This window comes from Ruegeria sp. TM1040 (assembly GCF_000014065.1).
GTDB lineage: Bacteria > Pseudomonadota > Alphaproteobacteria > Rhodobacterales > Rhodobacteraceae > Epibacterium.
Map to the genome: position 1 here is coordinate 2,700,527 of NC_008044.1, position 16,169 is coordinate 2,716,695.

Below are 16,169 nucleotides of genomic sequence, written 5' to 3' on the forward strand. Positions count from 1 at the left end.
GATTGCGCGGGACGTTGGAGTGCATATCGCTAAACGCGACGGGCCAGCGCATCCAGAAACCGGCCGCGCGCCTCCGGGATGGGACGATTTCCCAAAGCAGGCGCAAGCTTTGATTCAAGGAAAAATCCCGTGGTTCTGAGTGCGGTCAGGATCTCGATGTCTTCGGCTGCCCCCTCGCCCCGCATCACGGGGGGCAAGGGCAGCAGCCGGTCGGCCCATTCGCCAGCTGCCGCGCCGGAGACCGCGCGCCCGGTTTTGGGCGAGACATATCTCAGATCCTGTGTCACGCCCGTAGCGGCGCAGGCGGAAAGATCGAGCCCGTAGCCCAGATCTTCGAGCAGCGAGAGTTCCCATCTCAGATAGGCCAAAGGCCAGAGGTCTTCGCTGTCCAGAAGGTCCAGAAGCGCGGAGCTGCGATGATAGAGCGCGGGATAAGGTGCGCGATCCGGCAGGGCAAAGGCCAACAGCGCACAAACCGCATTGAGGCCTGCAAGCGCAAGACGTCCCGACAGCGCCATGCCCGCGCGGCTGCGCAACGGTTCGGCCTTGTAGGTGCCCAAGTGGTCTTCGAGACGCGCTGACCATGTGAGGTCCAGCTGCGCGCCGGGTTGCAGATGCGGCGCCATCTTGCGGCTGGCGCCTCCACGCACGAGACCCGCATGCAACCCATGATCTTCAGTGAAGACTTCGATCAACGCCGAGGATTCGCCATGGCGGCGCACCGTGAGCAATATGCCTTGATCGCGCCAGTCCATTCTCTAATCCAGCCCCGGCTCGTCCAACAGGTGCCGCCCCTGGCGGTCCTCCACCTCGATCACCCAGAGATCGCTGTCGAATTGGCGTTGCTTGGCAATGGAGGCCTCGACATCGCCGTCTGCGCCCGCGACCAGTTCGACCCATTTGCGATCGCCGGTCATCAGATCAAAGCTGCGCTGGTAGGCGCGCGCCTGCCCGTCCAGCGTGTTGAGCTTCACCAGAACTGCGCCCGCAGTATCGTCCCCATGGGCTGTGACAAAGGCCGGTATGTCCTGAAACCGCAGACGGGCCAGATAGGCATCGACCCAAAAACGCGCTGTGAGACGGGACATGGAAGCTCCTTGGCGATTGCACGGCCCTCCGGATGCGGGAGAGTTCTTTGCTTCAGGGATAGATGCAGCGCGCGTGCAAGAAAAGCAAACCTTTGCTCCAGAGGCACGGGCGGGTGCCTCCAGCGGGGGTATTTACAAGAAGGGAAAGAGAGCGGCTCGACGGGTTAGTTGCCGTCTTTGAACTCAAGGCCCATTTCCGAGTACCGCTCGGATTCTTCAAGCCAGTTGGGGCGCACCTTAACCTGCAGGAAAAGATGGATCTTGCGATCCAGGAATTCCTCAAGCTCGGCGCGTGCCGCCTGACCAACAGCCTTGATGGTCTCGCCACGTTTGCCGAGCACGATGCCCTTGTGGCCATCGCGCACCACATAGACCACCTGGTCAATGCGTGCGGAGCCATCCTTGCGCTCTTCCCATTTCTCGGTCTCCACCGTGAGCTGGTAGGGCAGTTCCTGGTGGAGACGCAGGGTGAGCTTTTCGCGGGTCATTTCGGCAGCGATCATGCGCAGCGGCAGATCGGCGATCTGGTCTTCGGGATAGAGCCACGGGCCTTCCGGCACTTCGGCAGCAAGCCACTGCCGCAGATCCTCGGTCCCATAGCCTTTTTCGGCCGAGATCATGAAGGTCTCTGCGAAGGGGAAGCGGTCGTTGAGATCCTTGGTCAGACCGAGCAGCACATCGGATTGCACCTTGTCGATCTTGTTGATCGCCAGCGCCACGCGCCGTCCCTCGGCTACCTCTCCAAGGTTTTCCAGGATGCGCTCGACGCCCTCGGTCACGCCGCGGTGGGCTTCGATGAGCATCACGATCACATCTGCATCCGCAGCCCCGCCCCAGGCTGCTGCCACCATCGCACGGTCGAGCCGGCGGCGCGGCTGAAACAGGCCCGGCGTGTCGACAAAAACAAGCTGGCTGTCGCCTTCCATGGCAACACCGCGAATGCGCGCCCGGGTGGTTTGAACCTTGTGGGTCACGATCGAGACTTTGGCGCCGACCATCCGGTTGAGCAGCGTGGATTTCCCGGCGTTTGGCTCGCCTATGAGGGCGATAAAGCCTGCGCGTGTGGTCATGTCTGTTGCTCCAGTTTGGCCAGGAGGGCCTTGGCGGCCGCCTGTTCGGCGAGGCGTTTGGAGCCTGCGGTGGCCTGCTCCTCGGTGCCGTCCTCAAGGCGGGCGGCGATGGTAAAGATAGGTTCGTGATCTGGCCCCTTGCGGGCAACCAATACATAGGCAGGCGGCGGTTGACGTCGCGCCTGCACAAATTCCTGAAGGGCGGTTTTGGGGTCGCGGGCGTCTTCTTCGACGGTGCCCACACGTTTCCCCCAGAGGCGAAGGATCACGCTTTGAGCGGCCTCGAAGCCTGCATCGCGGTAAACTGCGGCGATCACCGCCTCCATCGCGTCGCCCAACAGAGCCTGCTTGCGCCGCCCGCCAGAGAGCATTTCCGAACGCCCCAGTTTCAGCACCGCACCCAGATCGATTTGCCGGGCTACATCGGCGCAGGTTTCCTTGCGCACCAGCGCATTGAAACGCGGAGCCAGCTGGCCTTCGGTGGCATCCTTGTCGTGTTCCAAAAGCGCCGTCGCCATGACAAGACCCAACACACGATCCCCGAGAAACTCCAGCCGCTGATTATCCTGCCGATTGGGAGACGACACCGACGGATGCGTCAGCGCGCGGATCAACAGCTCCGGGCTGGAAAATTCATGCCCCAGCCTTGCCTGAAAGGCGAGGATATCCCGAGATAGCTTCACGTGTGGTCCTTTGAACAGCTTGAGGGCACAATTTGAGGGCACAATCGCCCCGGTGGCTTCGTTCCATATCCCAGCACGGCGCCAGAGGAAAGCACTCTGCGCGACCATCGGCCTTGCGCCAATCGCAACTCTTGATATTGCGCGCAGCAAAACGGCCGCAGATGCAAAAGACCTACGGCCGACATGGATGATCCCGATAGGGTCCGTTGTCAGGTGATGCCCTTAAAGAAGCGATCCCCGCGCCAGGTCCAGAAGAACAGCATCGAGCGCCCCGCCGAAGAGAACATGATGCGATCTGCACGCCCGATCAGATTCTCGAAGGGGACGTAGCCAACACCGCCCACTGCCTTGGACACCCGGCTGTCGGTGGAGTTGTCACGGTTATCCCCCATAAAGAAGAAATGACCGTCTGGCACATGATAGACCTTGGTGTGGTCGCTGGCCTGATTGCCGATGTTGATGATCGCATGCGAGGTGCCGCCCGGAAGCGTCTCGATCTGACGCGATTTCTTGCAGACGCCGCCCTGACCAACGGGGTCGTTTTCACAGCGCGGGAACCTGCCCTGAGGCCCCTGGCGCTCCATTGCTTCTTCGAACTCGCCATCATCCATCAGACCAACTGCCGCGCCATTGATGTGCAGCACGCCATCTCTCATCTGCAATTTGTCACCCGGGAGCCCCACAAGGCGCTTGATGTAGTCGGTTCCATTTACGGGATGACGGAATACGACAACGTCGCCGCGCTCTGGCTCACCCCCGAAAATACGGGTGTTGTCCCCGTCTACAAAGCCGCAGATGTCCTTGGCGTCGATATTGATCCCGATGGAGTTCAGGCGGATATTCGGGCAGGAGGCGTAGGAATAGCCATAGACCATCTTGTTGACGAAGAGGAAATCTCCGATCAGCAGCGTCTCCTTCATCGAGCCAGACGGAATCCAGAACGGTTGAAAGAACAGGGTGCGGAAGACACCGGCAATCAACAGGGCGTAGACAATGGTCTTGATCGTCTCGACGATTGAGTTCCCGCTTTTGGTTTTCGACGCCATCAGGCTCTCCGGTCATTAGTGGACTGCTCCGGGGCTACATGCGGGGCTGTCCGCCGCAAGTCAAGCGGTGGCGATCAGAGCGCGCGTTTGTGGCGCGATGCAGGCACGCTGTTCCCTGCAGCCGGGAGGCCGTGCTCAGAAGGCTTATGTCGTCTGTGCTGTCTGGACGTCGGGCAAGATCGGACGTGCTTCGATCATCACGACCGCCTGTGCCCAGGGGTGATCATCGGTGAGGGTCACATGGATCACCGCCTCATGCCCCGGCGGCGTCAATTCATCCAGCCGCGCCTTGGCCCAACCGGTTACGTGCATCACCGGCTGCCCGGTCGAGAGGTTGGAAACCGACATGTCCTTCCACGCGATCCCCATGCGCAGGCCGGTCCCAAGCGCCTTGGAGCAGGCCTCCTTGGCCGCCCAGCGCTTTGCGTAGGTGCCTGCCACATCGAGGCGACGCTCGGATTTCGCCTGTTCGACATCGGTAAAAACCCGATTGCGAAACCGATCGCCAAACCGATCCAACACGCCTTGGATGCGTTCGATATTTGCCAGATCCGTACCGATGCCGAGAATCATTTGGTCTTTCCCTCAGATCGCTCTGCTCATGGGCGTTTCTGTGCCCGCAGCATGGACTTTGCGCCGGTCGCCAAGAAGAACCGGACCAGCAGAAAGGAGATCATCGCCTGAAACAGCACCGCAACCAGCAAGAACATGGTGCCCTGAGGTTGGGAAAGAATGTGTTTGATCTCTGGCACCGCAATACTGAAGGCGGCGGTGGACAGCAGCGTCAGACCCAGGATCACAATCCCTGCGCGCCGGGCAAAGCCCCACATCTCGGCAGGCTCGGGCATGCGCTCCTGCGCCTTGGCAAAGGCTTGCCCCTCGACCATCGCGGCCCCCATGGCCGGAATGATCGCCATCCCGGCATTCGAGATGTCAAAGCGAAAAATCGCCTGCACCAACAAGATCAGCACCATCAGGGCAACCATGATCCCGAGGTAGACAATGGCAAACCGACCCAGTTTCACGCGTCAGCTCCAGAGCGTGCCGCATCCATCAGGCGGCGCATTTCACCAATCGCGGGAGAAAGGCCGCGAAAAATCGCCTCGCCGATCAGAAAATGCCCGATATTGAGCTCCCGCACCTCGGGAAAGGCGGCGATAGGGGCAACCGTCTCGTAGGTGAGGCCATGCCCCGCGTGAACTTCAAGCCCCAAGGAATGTGCGTAGGTGGCCATCTCGCCAAGCGCTGCCAACTCAGCGTCGCGGGCAGCAAAATCGCCCTCGGCGTGGTGGTCGCAATAGGCTCCGGTGTGCAGCTCGATCACCTCGGCACCGATGCGATGGGCGGCTTCGATCTGTTTCTGATCCGCAGCGATGAAAATAGAAACCCGGCTTCCGGCCTCTCGCAGCGGCGCAATACAGGCAGCCAGCCGGCTTTCGTCGCGCACCACATCAAGCCCGCCTTCGGTTGTGCGTTCCTCGCGCTTTTCCGGCACGATGCAGACCGCATGTGGTTTGTGACGCAGGGCAATCTTTTGCATTTCCTCGGTTGCGGCCATCTCAAAATTGAGCGGCACCGTCAGCGCAGCCATAAGGCCGTCGATGTCCGCATCAACGATGTGGCGGCGGTCTTCGCGCAGATGCGCCGTGATGCCATCGGCTCCGGCCTCTTCGGCCAATTTCGCCGCGCGGATCGGGTCTGGATAGGCACCGCCACGCGCGTTTCTCACGGTCGCGACATGGTCGATATTGACGCCAAGGCGCAGAGTGTTGGTAGACATGAGAGGGTCTCTTTGGTGGGTGTCTGTTGCAGCAGACCCTAGCGGTGAAGGCCAAAGAGGCAAGGCACAAGGGGCGAAGTGATACAATTCTCCGCCATCTCGGCCTCGGTATCGGGGGGGCTACTCCGTGCGCCCGATCTTGGGGGTGCGGTTTGGAGGTTGGGTGCCGCGCGGCGGGTGCGGACTGTTCACAGCCTCCAGCTCGGCCCGCTTCTTGATGGCGTCGAACTTCGCCTTGATCTTGCGACGGCGGCGCTGCTGATAGGTGCGGATCACCGGCACCGAGAGCATATACCCCACCGTGGCCACAATTATCCCCGGAATGATGCCGCCGATCATGTAGGGATAAAAGACCTCGTCATAAAAGACCTTGAGCCCGGTCCAGTCCACCGGTGTCCCGGTCGCCACCGCATAGACGTTGTACCAAAGATCCCACCCTGCCGCGAGAAACTTGTCCGCAAGCGTGTCATCGACCTCTGCCACCGGTTGGCTGCCCAACAACCAATGCCCGGTCTGAAGCGAGATCACCCCAATGGGCACATAGGTCAGCGGATTGCCAAAAAACGTCGCCGAGAGTGCGGCAAGCATATTGCCGTTCATCACCCGCGCAATGGTGGCCGCAACGATGAAGTGAACCCCGTAAAAGGGCGTAAAAGTGGTGAAAAGCCCGGCCCAGATGCCGCGCGCGATGCGTTCTGGATGGTCAGGCAAGCGCCGGATCCGATGCTTGACGTACAAAAACGCCCTTCCCCAGCCCCCGCGAGGCCAGAGAAACTCCGCAGCCGCCCGTAGCGGCGGGCGTCTGTCTCGGCGCCTGAATACCAAAGAATCGTCCCTATTCTTCGTCTAACGAGGCTAGATCGTGCGGGCTTGCGTTCCAGGCGTTTCCCGGTAGCGCGCGACCGCGGCGACGTCGCTTTCAGCTTCCAACATCAGTATCAGCGAATGCAGCTGTTCCACATCGCGCAGCTCCACATTGATCATCAAGCGGTAAAAGTCAGGTTTCCGATCCTTGAATTCAAGGTTCGAAATGTTGGCTTTCTTTTCGCCGATCAACGTACAGATGCGCCCCAGAACGCCTGCGTCGTTCCCGATCGTCAATTCAAGTGTGACGCCATAGACAGCGGGATGGGTGCCCGAGTGCCAATGCACATCGACCCACCGGTCCATCTGGTCCTCGAACTCTCCGAGCCGGTCACAGTCCGCCGAGTGTACCACGACACCCTGCCCACGCGAAGTGATCCCGATGATGCGCTCTCCCGGCAGCGGCTCGCAGCAGGAAGCGCGTTCGAACTTCTGGCCCGGTTCCAGGCCGATCACGGCGCGCCGGGGCGAGACTTCCTCGCCGTCCTTATCGGTAAGCTCGGGGTAGACGGCCTGCACCACGTCATGCGCGGTGATCACCGCAGCCCCGAGGCGCGCCAGCAATTCGGTCACATCACTGACCCGCAACGCGCGGGCCGCAGTTTCCAGCGCCTTGTCGGTGGCCTTCTTGTTCATGTGCTCAAACGCGGAACGCGCCAGCTCGTGGCCGAGTTTTACAAACCGTTCCCGGTCCGCCTCCCGTAGGGCCCGGCGAATAGCCGTGCGCGCCTTGCCAGTGGTGGCAATTTCCAGCCAGCTGACCTGCGGAGTCTGGCCTTCGGCGGTGATCACTTCCACCGACTGACCATTTCTGAGCCGGGTCCAGAGCGGCACCCGGATGCCGTCTACCTTGGCGCCGACACAGGCGTGGCCGATACGCGTGTGGATCGCATAGGCAAAATCAATCGGTGTGGCACCCTTGGGCAGCTTGATCACGTCGCCCTTGGGCGTGAAGCAGAACACCTGATCCGAATACATCTCGAGCTTCACCGCTTCGAGGAATTCGTCGTGATCGTCTTCACCATCAAACTGTTCAGTGAGCGAGGCGATCCACTTGGCGGGATCAACGGCAAAGGGGTTCTCGGTGCGCACACCATCGCGATAGGACCAATGCGCCGCCACACCCGATTCCGCAACATCATGCATCTGCCGGGTGCGGATCTGCACCTCGACCCGCTTGCCGTCGCGTCCCGACACCGTGGTGTGGATCGAGCGATAGCCGTTGGATTTGGGCTGGCTGATATAATCCTTGAACCGCCCCGGCACCGCCCGCCAGCGCTGGTGGATCGTGCCAAGCGTGCGATAGCAGTCCTCTTCGGAGCGCGTGATCACGCGAAAGCCGTAAATGTCCGAGAGACGCGAGAACCCCTGATCCTTTTCCTGCATCTTGCGCCAGATCGAATAGGGTTTCTTTGCACGGCCAAAGACTTCGGCCTCAACGCCCGCCTTCTCCAACTCCAGCCTCATGTCGCCGGTAATCCGATGGATCACGTCCCCGGTCTCGCGCTGCAGGGTCACAAAGCGGCGGATAATCGACTGGCGACCTTCGGGGTTCAGCACCTTGAAGGCCAGGTCTTCCAGTTCCTCGCGCATCCACTGCATCCCCATCCGCCCCGCGAGGGGGGCGTAGATGTCCATGGTTTCGCGGGCTTTTTGCGCCTGTTTTTCCGGGCGCATGGCACGAATGGTGCGCATGTTGTGCAGTCGGTCGGCCAGCTTGACGAGAATGACCCGAAGATCCTTCGACATCGCCATAAACAGCTTGCGAAAGTTCTCCGCCTGTTTGGTTTCGCGCGACGAGAGCTGCAGGTTCGTCAGCTTCGTGACACCATCGACCAGCATCGCCACTTCTTCGCCAAAACGCAACGACACTTCCTCGTAAGAGGCCTTGGTGTCCTCGATCGTGTCGTGCAGCAGGGCCGTGATGATGGTTGCATCATCGAGCCGCTGTTCGGTCAGGATTGCGGCGACTGCGACAGGGTGTGTGAAATAGGGTTCCCCGGAATGGCGAAACTGCCCGTCATGCATTTCCTCGCCAAAGGCGTAGGCGTCGCGCAGGCGCTGCTCATTCGTTTTGGGGTTGTAGTCGCGGACCAGGGAAATCAGGTCATCAGCAGATGTCATTGCCGGTCCGCAACCTCTCTTGTTTCAAGCAGCCCGGATCAGCCCTGACCCTGGGCCTCCATCAAGGCGCGCAGGAGCTTTTCTTCGCTCATGTCGTCTTCTTGTGGCTTGTCCGCTTCGCCACCCATCAAGAGAGCCATGGAATCTTCTTCCGGCTCGTCCACCTCGATCTGAGACTGGTTGCTCTCGATCAGGCGCTCGCGCAGGGCATCGGCGCTTTGCGTTTCCTCGGCAATCTCGCGCAGGGAGACGACCGGGTTTTTGTCGTTGTCACGGTCCACGGTGAGTTCGGCACCGGCAGAGATCTCACGCGCACGATGTGCGGCCAGCATCACCAGCTCAAATCGGTTGGGAACCTTGTCAACGCAGTCTTCGACCGTCACGCGGGCCATGGGCGACTCTCCAATACAGTTCTGGGTCCAGAGGGAGTGCTTCTAGGATGAATCACGGGACTTGACAAGTCGGAGACGATCACAATTGCACGAATGCTACAAAACGCCCCTCTCTCAGAGGGCGCGCACCTCGGCCACATCAGAGGCCGGACATCGTTTCAGCATCTCCCGGACGCTCAGCTCGAGAACCGGATGCACCCAGTCTGGGGCAATATCCCGAAGCGGCACAAGCACAAACGCACGGTCCTGCACACGCGGGTGCGGCAGAATCAAATGCTCGGGTGCTTTCGTCCTCTGCTCGCTTTGAGGCAGCGAGTGCCAATGGCTAAACGTCTGAATATCGGGCGCAATTTCCTGATCCACAGCCAAAAGATCTAGATCAAGTGTCCGCATGCCCCAGCGCTGTTGCCTTCTGCGGTGAAACTTGGTCTCGATTTTGTGAAGTCTGCGCAATGTCTCGTCCGCAGAAAAAGCGCCGCGCAATACAATTGCCGCATTCACATAATCAGGCCCGGCGCCCGCTGGAAAGCAAGGCGTTGCATAGAAACGAGAAACAGCCACTAGGTCGAAACCTTCGCCCGATAACTCCGCAAGGCACATTTGCAGGATTTCTAATGGTATAGTACCCTCATCCTCGAGGTTACTTCCCATAGCCACAAGATAAGTTGACCGGTTTTCGGCCATGATTGTCCCCAATTCCATAAGACCTGACCCTTGCGGGGAGTGCCAAATAACCTAAATTAAGTCCACCCGCGGCGCCGGAGATTTATTTAACTCACTCACGGAACTTTGGCCCGCGACACCAGAAGGACACATTTAATGTTTTACAAAGACGAACGGCTTGCGCTGTTCATAGATGGCTCGAATTTATATGCCTCCGCCAAGGCATTGGGATTTGACATCGACTACAAGCTTCTGCGTCAGGAATTCATGCGTCGCGGCAAACTTGTACGGGCTTTCTATTACACGGCGCTGCTTGAAAACGACGAATACTCTCCGATTCGCCCCCTTGTAGATTGGTTGCATTACAATGGATTTTCCATGGTGACCAAACCTGCCAAGGAATACACCGACAGCATGGGCCGTCGGAAGGTGAAGGGCAACATGGACATCGAACTCACGGTTGATGCTATGGAGCTTGCGCCGCGCGTCGATCATATCGTGCTGTTCTCGGGCGACGGTGACTTCCGTCCGCTGATCGCCAGCCTGCAGCGTCAGGGTGTGCGCGTGTCGGTCGTTTCGACGATCCGCAGCCAGCCACCAATGATTTCGGACGAGTTGCGCCGACAGGCCGACAATTTCATCGAGCTTGAAGAGCTGCGCGATGTCATTGGCCGCCCCCCTCGCGAAGTCCCGAGCGAACCCCGCGCGGTTCCGGCCGAGGATTGATCGCTGCGCTGCTGCGCGGCGTTCGCCTGATCATCGAGAAACCCCCGGTGCAGATACTGCGGCGGGGGTTTTCTTTTGCAGCCCTGCCCGACCGGCACTGGACCTTGAACGGTGCAAGGCTTACCTCTGATCCAAGACGCTCACATCTGATTTGCGGAGACCCGCGCCCATGGCCGCCAAACCACCCCTCACCCTCTATCTTGCAGCTCCGCGTGGCTTTTGCGCAGGTGTCGACCGGGCCATCAAGATCGTGGAGATGGCGCTCGAGAAATGGGGCGCTCCGGTCTATGTGCGCCATGAGATCGTTCACAACAAGTTTGTGGTCGACGGGCTGCGGGACAAGGGCGCGGTCTTTGTCGAGGAACTGGAGGAATGCCCGGACGACCGGCCGGTGATTTTCTCTGCCCATGGCGTGCCGAAATCCGTGCCGGCCGCCGCCGAGGCGCGCCAGATGGTCTATGTCGACGCCACCTGCCCGCTTGTCTCAAAGGTTCATATCGAGGCCCAGCGCCACGCCGAAGCCGGGCTTCAAATGATCATGATCGGTCACAAAGGGCACCCGGAGACGGTTGGCACCATGGGTCAACTGCCCGAAGGAGAGGTCTTGCTGGTCGAAACCGTCGAGGATGTGGCCCAGGTGGAGGTCCGCGACCCGGAGCGGCTCGCCTTTGTCACTCAGACCACCCTCTCGGTGGATGACACCAAAGACATCGTGGCGGCGCTGCAAGCGCGTTTCCCGGCCATCGTCGGCCCCCACAAGGAAGACATCTGCTACGCCACCACCAATCGGCAAGAAGCCGTGAAAGAAGTGGCCCCCAAAGCAGACGCACTCTTGGTGGTCGGTGCGCCGAACTCGTCGAACTCGCGCCGACTGGTCGAGGTCGGGGCCAAGAATGGCTGCAGCTATGCGCAGCTGGTACAGCGGGCCGAAAACATCGACTGGCGCGCGCTGGAGGGCATCCAGAGCATCGCCATCACTGCGGGCGCCTCTGCGCCCGAGCTATTGGTGAACGAGGTGATCGACGCCTTTCGCGACCGCTATGAGGTGACGGTGGAGCTGGTTGAGACCGCCGTGGAGCGGGTGGAGTTCAAAGTGCCGCGTGTCCTGCGCACGGCCTGAGGCCACCTCAAGCTCCAAGCAAGACCTACCTCAGACCCCCATGAGACCAGACTGGCAATGCGCCACTCTCGGGGCGCGAAGGGTGCTTGCAACTTCACCACGCGTGGCTACCTTGAAAGACACGCACCTAGGGCGTCACACGTCGTTTTCAGAGGAACAGCTGCTTTGATTTCCCTGCAATTTCTCCTGACCGCATTTGTCGTGGTCCTCGCGCCGGGTACCGGTGTGATCTACACTCTGGCTTTGGGTCTGGGGCGCGGACGCCGGGCCGCCCTCTGGGCCGCAGTAGGCTGTACTTTCGGTATCCTGCCGCATCTGATGGCCGCCACACTGGGGCTTGCGGCGGTGCTGCATTCCTCGGCCGTGCTGTTCCAAGGCATCAAGATCGCAGGTGTTCTCTACTTGCTCTACCTCGCTTGGCAGATGCTGAAATCCGATGGCGCGCTCTCGGTCTCTGCGGCACAGCCTGCCTCACAGCCGGGGATTACGATCGCCAAACGTGGCGCCCTGATCAACATTCTGAATCCCAAGCTCTCGATCTTCTTTCTGGCACTGCTGCCGCCGTTCCTCTCCGGCAATACAGCCACCGCCACGCAGGAAATGGTCGCACTTGGTGGGATCTTCATGGCGATGACCTTTGCCGTCTTTGCGCTCTACGGTCTTTTTGCCGCGCAGGCCCGCAGCCTCATTCTTGGCTCCGAGCGCGTAGTGACATGGCTCAATCGCAGCTTTGCCGCCATCTTTGCAGCTCTCGCGCTGCGCTTGGCAATGGAGCGCAGCTGATGTTTCGCGGCATTCCCGCAGCGCCGCTCGCGCTTGGCCTCGCTGGCCTCATTCCTTTTGTGTGGGGCGCCCTGACGCTGCTGGTGCCTGCATTGCAGTCGTGGGGGATCAGCGCGCTTGGCCCACGCTTTGTCGGTCCCTATGTGCAGCTGTTTTACGGCTCGGTGATCCTAAGCTTCATGTCCGGTGTGCTCTGGGGGTATGCCACGCGTGCCTCTGGCCGCCTGCAATCGGCGGCCTGCTACGCGCTTTCGGTGATCCCGGCGCTCTGGGCCTTCTTTATGACCGGCGGCGGCCCCGTCAGCGCGGGACTCAACCTGATCTGGGGCTTCCTCGGCCTGTTGCTCTTGGACATGATGTTCAGCCTGTGGCGCCTGACGCCCGCGTGGTGGGTTCGACTGCGCGTGCTGCTCACCGCTATTGTGGTCCTGAGCCTCAGCATCGGCGTCTTCCTATGAGCGACAAGCAAACCATGGCGGTCTATGCAAAGGCCGCAGAAGACTACGCCAAGGGATTTGCCCGCACCAAGGACACCGTTCACGATCGCGATTATGCGACCTTTGTGGCCGGTCTGCCCGATGGTGGCACGGTGCTAGACCTTGGATGTGGGCCCGGGCATTGGGCGGCGCGGTTTCGCGATGAAGGCCTCCACGTCACGGCCATGGATGCCTCGCCCGAAATGGCCAGATATGCAAAGGACACCTATGGCATCGACGTGACTGTCGCCACGTTCGAGGACATTGATACAACCGCCCACTATGACGGGATCTGGGCCTTCTTCAGCCTGCTCCACGCCCCGCGTACGGATTTCCCCGGGCATCTCTTGCGGCTGCATCGTGCGCTCAAACCGGGCGGCATGCTGGCGCTTGGGATGAAACTTGGCACTGGTGAGAGACGCGACACATTGGGGCGGTTTTACACCTACTACAGCGAAGACGCGCTGCGCGCCCTGCTCGCCGAGGCAGGCTTTGAGGTTCTTGGCGCCCGCTGTGCCAATAGCAAAGGATTGGCTGGCGCCCGCGAGACCTTTGTCGTACTGACCGCCCATGCCTGATTTGTTTGCCTATACCGACGGAGCCTGCTCCGGTAATCCCGGCCCCGGTGGCTGGGGCGCCCTCTTGCGTGCCATGGACGGGGAGACCGTCCTGAAGGAGCGCGAACTCAAGGGCGGCGAAAAAGAGACGACCAACAACCGGATGGAGCTTCTGGCCGCGATTCATGCGCTCGAGAGCCTTGCACGCCCCTCAAAGATCACCGTGGTGACGGACTCCGCCTATGTGAAGAACGGCGTCACAGGCTGGATCTTTGGCTGGAAAAAGAACGGCTGGAAGACATCGGCGAAAAAGCCCGTCAAGAACGTAGAGCTTTGGCAACGTCTGGACGCCGCACAATCTCGCCATGACGTCACCTGGGAGTGGGTCAAGGGCCATGCGGGCCATCCGGAAAACGAGCGCGCGGACGAGCTGGCACGCGCAGGAATGGCGCCGTTCAAATCCTCTGGAAAATCTTCCAAAGGCTGAGATCGAGCCCCGCGCAGACATACCTGCGCTGTGCGCCGTGCGTGTCCGGCGCCCTTGGTTATACGCCGCCACCCAGCTAGGATCGGGGCAACTCTAAGCGACGAGACCAGCGCATGACCATTCTGACCCTTCTCGATTACGCCTCGGTCATCGTGTTTGCTGCCTCTGGCGCTATGGTCGCAAGCCGCGCTCAGCTTGATATTGTTGGCTTTGCCTTTATCGCCTGCCTTACGGCAGTGGGGGGTGGCACCGTGCGCGATCTGCTTTTGGACCGCCACCCGATCTTTTGGGTGGGCGATCCCATGCCTATCCTGCTAGCATCCGGTGTTGCCGTCCTGGTGTTCTTCACTGCGCATCTTGTCGAGAGCCGCCTGCGCTGGGTGATCTGGCTCGATACCTTTGCGCTGGCCATCGCTGTCCCTGCCGGAACCGGTGCGGCGCTGGAGCTAGGGTATGGCCCGGTCATCATCGTCTTGATGGGCATGGCAACGGGCAGTCTCGGCGGCTTGATGCGGGACGTAGTGTGCAACGAGGTGCCTTTGGTCCTGAAACAGGGCGAGCTCTATATTTCCTGCGCCATGGCGGGCGCAAGCACCGCCGCAATCCTGGTCTGGCTGGGTCTGCCGTCAGGAACCGCCCTGCTCGCCTGCGCCGGCACCACATGGGTAACCCGCGCGGGGTCACTGGCCTTTGGCTGGCACCTCCCGGTCTACAAGCCGCGCCCGCCGCGCCAGTAGAATCTCCGCGCACCATTCAAGGGAACTTTTGCCTGATCGCAGGCCGCCTGTGGCTATCGGTTCTGAAGTTTTTGCCACAAGAAAATCAAGGCGACCGCCCCCAAGATGGCCCCAACAAGCCCCGCAAAGAGCCCCATCACAGCAAGGAGTGTACGAAGAACCAGCCCGCCGATCAGCGCGCCAGCGATGCCAATAACAATCGTCGTAATGAGATCTGCCTCAATCCGCATGAGACGCGTGGCAATGAAACCTGCGGCTGCGCCCACGATGATCAAAAAGACAACCGACATCCTGTCTCACTTTCTGCCCCAAGAGAGCCTTTGGTTTTGGCCTGTGCAGCTGCGCGTGTCGCAACCCTTTGCGGCCATAGGCTATCGCCGCCAGTGGAACGGCACAATGATGAGTGCGCCGATAGAGGAGACCACCGCGTTCCACCCCGGGGCGTTGAAACCGATGCCGAACATCAGGCGCAAAAAGAAAAACAGGAACGCACCGCCAACGCAGATGATGATCGATTGGATCACACCATTTTGCGTGAAACCGCTCCGCTCTGCAGCGTAGCCGATGATCCCGGCGATCACCACCGTGCCAAACAGAGCCAGCATCATTCGGCGTCCTGCGCGGTCAGCAGATTTGTGCCCTTGGCGAGCGTGAAGCCGCGCAGGAAGACCTCGCGGTCCTGCGCAGCTTTGCCAGCGCGTTGCAGCCGCAAGAGCTCCACTGCGCCGCTGCCACATGCCACGGTCAGCTTGTCATCAAGCACTGTGCCCACTGCGCCCGTGCCCTCGGCAAGACGCGAGGCGAGCACCTTCAGGCGCTGGCCGTCGACCTCAAACCACGCGCCCGGAAACGGGGACAGGCCGCGAATCTTGCGGTCGACCTCCTCTGCCGCGACGCTCCAGTCGATCTGGGCCTCGGCCTTGTCGATTTTGCTGGCGTAGGTCACGCCCGCCTCCGGCTGCGGCTCGGCCTTCAGATCCGGTAGCGTGGCCAATGCGTCCACAATCATCCGCGCGCCCATGAGCGAGAGACGATCATGAAGCGCCGCTGTGGTTTCCTCGCCCCCGATCTCGGTCTCCTTGCGCAGCAGCACCGGGCCAGTATCAAGCCCTGCTTCCATCTGCATGATGCAAATGCCGGTGTGGGTGTCCCCGGCCATGATCGCACGATGGATCGGCGCAGCGCCGCGCCAGCGCGGCAGCAGGCTGGCATGGATGTTGAGGCATCCCGCGCGCGGAGCGTCCAGAACCGCCTGCGGCAGGATCAGCCCATAGGCAACCACTACGGCAACATCGGCGTTGAGCGCGGCAAAGGCTTGTTGTTCCTCGCTCCCCTTGAGTGAGACCGGATGGCGCACCTCGAGCCCCAGAGCCTCGGCCCTGGCGTGGACCGGGGTTGGACGGTCTTTTTTGCCGCGACCTGCGGGGCGCGGAGGTTGGCAGTAGACGGCCGCAATCTCGTGCCCGGCCTCGACAAGAGCATCCAGTACCGGCACCGAAAACTCCGGCGTTCCCATAAAGATAACCCGCATATCGCTGTCCTTGTGCCGCAATCCGTTCCTGCGCAGACTTAG

General features: G+C 60.8%; 22 protein-coding genes. 7 read left to right on the forward strand and 15 right to left on the reverse strand.

Translation table 11 applies throughout. The features are described from left to right. Positions 1-29: 29 nt before the first annotated feature. The 12 genes from recO to folK all read right to left on the reverse strand — a co-directional run bounded on the left by recO (position 30) and on the right by folK (position 9,749). A complete protein-coding gene (gene recO / locus TM1040_RS17210) occupies positions 30-755 on the reverse strand; it encodes a DNA repair protein RecO (protein ID WP_011539872.1) in 726 nt (241 codons plus the stop codon). A gap of 3 nt (positions 756-758) precedes the next feature. Continuing rightward, positions 759-1,088, reverse strand: coding sequence for a DUF1491 family protein (locus TM1040_RS17215; protein WP_011539873.1), 330 nt, complete (start codon positions 1,086-1,088; stop codon positions 759-761). 164 nt (positions 1,089-1,252) lie between these two features. Continuing rightward, positions 1,253-2,158 carry a GTPase Era gene (gene era, locus TM1040_RS17220; RefSeq protein WP_011539874.1) on the reverse strand — a complete coding sequence of 302 codons (906 nt, stop codon included), beginning with the start codon at positions 2,156-2,158 and terminating at the stop codon, positions 1,253-1,255. Then, entirely contained in the window at positions 2,155-2,841 is a 687-nt protein-coding gene (gene rnc, locus TM1040_RS17225) for a ribonuclease III (RefSeq protein WP_044027273.1), read from the reverse strand. The genes era and rnc overlap by 4 nt, the downstream gene beginning before the upstream one ends. Positions 2,842-3,050: 209 nt before the next feature. Continuing rightward, complete coding sequence (lepB, locus tag TM1040_RS17230) at positions 3,051-3,887, reverse strand: signal peptidase I (RefSeq protein ID WP_011539876.1); 837 nt, start codon at positions 3,885-3,887, stop codon at positions 3,051-3,053. Positions 3,888-4,031: 144 nt separating this feature from the next. Then, positions 4,032-4,460, reverse strand: coding sequence for a holo-ACP synthase (gene acpS / locus TM1040_RS17235; RefSeq protein ID WP_011539877.1), 429 nt, complete (start codon positions 4,458-4,460; stop codon positions 4,032-4,034). A gap of 26 nt (positions 4,461-4,486) precedes the next feature. Then, complete coding sequence (locus TM1040_RS17240; RefSeq protein ID WP_011539878.1) at positions 4,487-4,912, reverse strand: ABZJ_00895 family protein; 426 nt, start codon at positions 4,910-4,912, stop codon at positions 4,487-4,489. Beyond that, positions 4,909-5,667 carry a pyridoxine 5'-phosphate synthase gene (locus TM1040_RS17245; RefSeq protein ID WP_011539879.1) on the reverse strand — a complete coding sequence of 253 codons (759 nt, stop codon included), beginning with the start codon at positions 5,665-5,667 and terminating at the stop codon, positions 4,909-4,911. The genes TM1040_RS17240 and TM1040_RS17245 overlap by 4 nt, the downstream gene beginning before the upstream one ends. A 120-nt stretch (positions 5,668-5,787) precedes the next feature. Further along, positions 5,788-6,492 (reverse strand): DUF2062 domain-containing protein, encoded by a 705-nt coding sequence (locus TM1040_RS17250; RefSeq protein ID WP_011539880.1) that lies wholly within the window; start codon positions 6,490-6,492, stop codon positions 5,788-5,790. A gap of 30 nt (positions 6,493-6,522) precedes the next feature. Beyond that, positions 6,523-8,655: a RelA/SpoT family protein gene (locus TM1040_RS17255; protein WP_011539881.1), complete on the reverse strand. Its 2,133-nt coding sequence runs from the start codon at positions 8,653-8,655 to the stop codon at positions 6,523-6,525. Positions 8,656-8,693: 38 nt separating this feature from the next. Continuing rightward, positions 8,694-9,047: a DNA-directed RNA polymerase subunit omega gene (gene rpoZ / locus TM1040_RS17260; protein ID WP_005615037.1), complete on the reverse strand. Its 354-nt coding sequence runs from the start codon at positions 9,045-9,047 to the stop codon at positions 8,694-8,696. 114 nt (positions 9,048-9,161) lie between these two features. Then, positions 9,162-9,749, reverse strand: coding sequence for a 2-amino-4-hydroxy-6-hydroxymethyldihydropteridine diphosphokinase (folK, locus tag TM1040_RS17265; RefSeq protein WP_044026908.1), 588 nt, complete (start codon positions 9,747-9,749; stop codon positions 9,162-9,164). A 117-nt stretch (positions 9,750-9,866) separates the two neighbouring features. Here folK and TM1040_RS17270 point away from each other — a divergent pair, with 117 nt between their 5' ends. The 7 genes from TM1040_RS17270 to TM1040_RS17300 all read left to right on the forward strand — a co-directional run bounded on the left by TM1040_RS17270 (position 9,867) and on the right by TM1040_RS17300 (position 14,596). Next, entirely contained in the window at positions 9,867-10,436 is a 570-nt protein-coding gene (locus TM1040_RS17270; RefSeq protein WP_011539883.1) for an NYN domain-containing protein, read from the forward strand. Between the two features lie 169 nt (positions 10,437-10,605). Next, the gene (gene ispH, locus TM1040_RS17275) at positions 10,606-11,556 is read left to right on the forward strand and encodes a 4-hydroxy-3-methylbut-2-enyl diphosphate reductase (RefSeq protein WP_011539884.1); all 951 of its coding nucleotides are present in this window, start codon (positions 10,606-10,608) and stop codon (positions 11,554-11,556) included. Positions 11,557-11,721: 165 nt separating this feature from the next. Beyond that, positions 11,722-12,339: a LysE family translocator gene (locus TM1040_RS17280; protein ID WP_011539885.1), complete on the forward strand. Its 618-nt coding sequence runs from the start codon at positions 11,722-11,724 to the stop codon at positions 12,337-12,339. Then, positions 12,339-12,797, forward strand: coding sequence for a DUF3429 domain-containing protein (locus TM1040_RS17285; RefSeq protein ID WP_011539886.1), 459 nt, complete (start codon positions 12,339-12,341; stop codon positions 12,795-12,797). The genes TM1040_RS17280 and TM1040_RS17285 overlap by 1 nt, the downstream gene beginning before the upstream one ends. Beyond that, on the forward strand, positions 12,794-13,393 hold the full coding sequence (locus TM1040_RS17290; RefSeq protein ID WP_011539887.1) for a class I SAM-dependent DNA methyltransferase: 600 nt from the start codon (positions 12,794-12,796) through the stop codon (positions 13,391-13,393). The genes TM1040_RS17285 and TM1040_RS17290 overlap by 4 nt, the downstream gene beginning before the upstream one ends. Next, entirely contained in the window at positions 13,386-13,859 is a 474-nt protein-coding gene (rnhA, locus tag TM1040_RS17295; protein ID WP_011539888.1) for a ribonuclease HI, read from the forward strand. The genes TM1040_RS17290 and rnhA overlap by 8 nt, the downstream gene beginning before the upstream one ends. Before the next feature lie 113 nt (positions 13,860-13,972). Continuing rightward, positions 13,973-14,596 carry a trimeric intracellular cation channel family protein gene (locus TM1040_RS17300; RefSeq protein WP_011539889.1) on the forward strand — a complete coding sequence of 208 codons (624 nt, stop codon included), beginning with the start codon at positions 13,973-13,975 and terminating at the stop codon, positions 14,594-14,596. A 53-nt stretch (positions 14,597-14,649) separates the two neighbouring features. Here TM1040_RS17300 and TM1040_RS17305 read toward each other — a convergent pair whose 3' ends face one another. The 3 genes from TM1040_RS17305 to fmt all read right to left on the reverse strand — a co-directional run bounded on the left by TM1040_RS17305 (position 14,650) and on the right by fmt (position 16,127). After that, positions 14,650-14,886 (reverse strand): GlsB/YeaQ/YmgE family stress response membrane protein, encoded by a 237-nt coding sequence (locus tag TM1040_RS17305; RefSeq protein ID WP_011539890.1) that lies wholly within the window; start codon positions 14,884-14,886, stop codon positions 14,650-14,652. Positions 14,887-14,967: 81 nt separating this feature from the next. Then, positions 14,968-15,204: a hypothetical protein gene (locus TM1040_RS17310; RefSeq protein WP_011539891.1), complete on the reverse strand. Its 237-nt coding sequence runs from the start codon at positions 15,202-15,204 to the stop codon at positions 14,968-14,970. After that, positions 15,201-16,127 carry a methionyl-tRNA formyltransferase gene (gene fmt, locus TM1040_RS17315; protein ID WP_011539892.1) on the reverse strand — a complete coding sequence of 309 codons (927 nt, stop codon included), beginning with the start codon at positions 16,125-16,127 and terminating at the stop codon, positions 15,201-15,203. Before fmt ends, TM1040_RS17310 begins: the two co-directional genes overlap by 4 nt. Positions 16,128-16,169 lie beyond the last annotated feature (42 nt).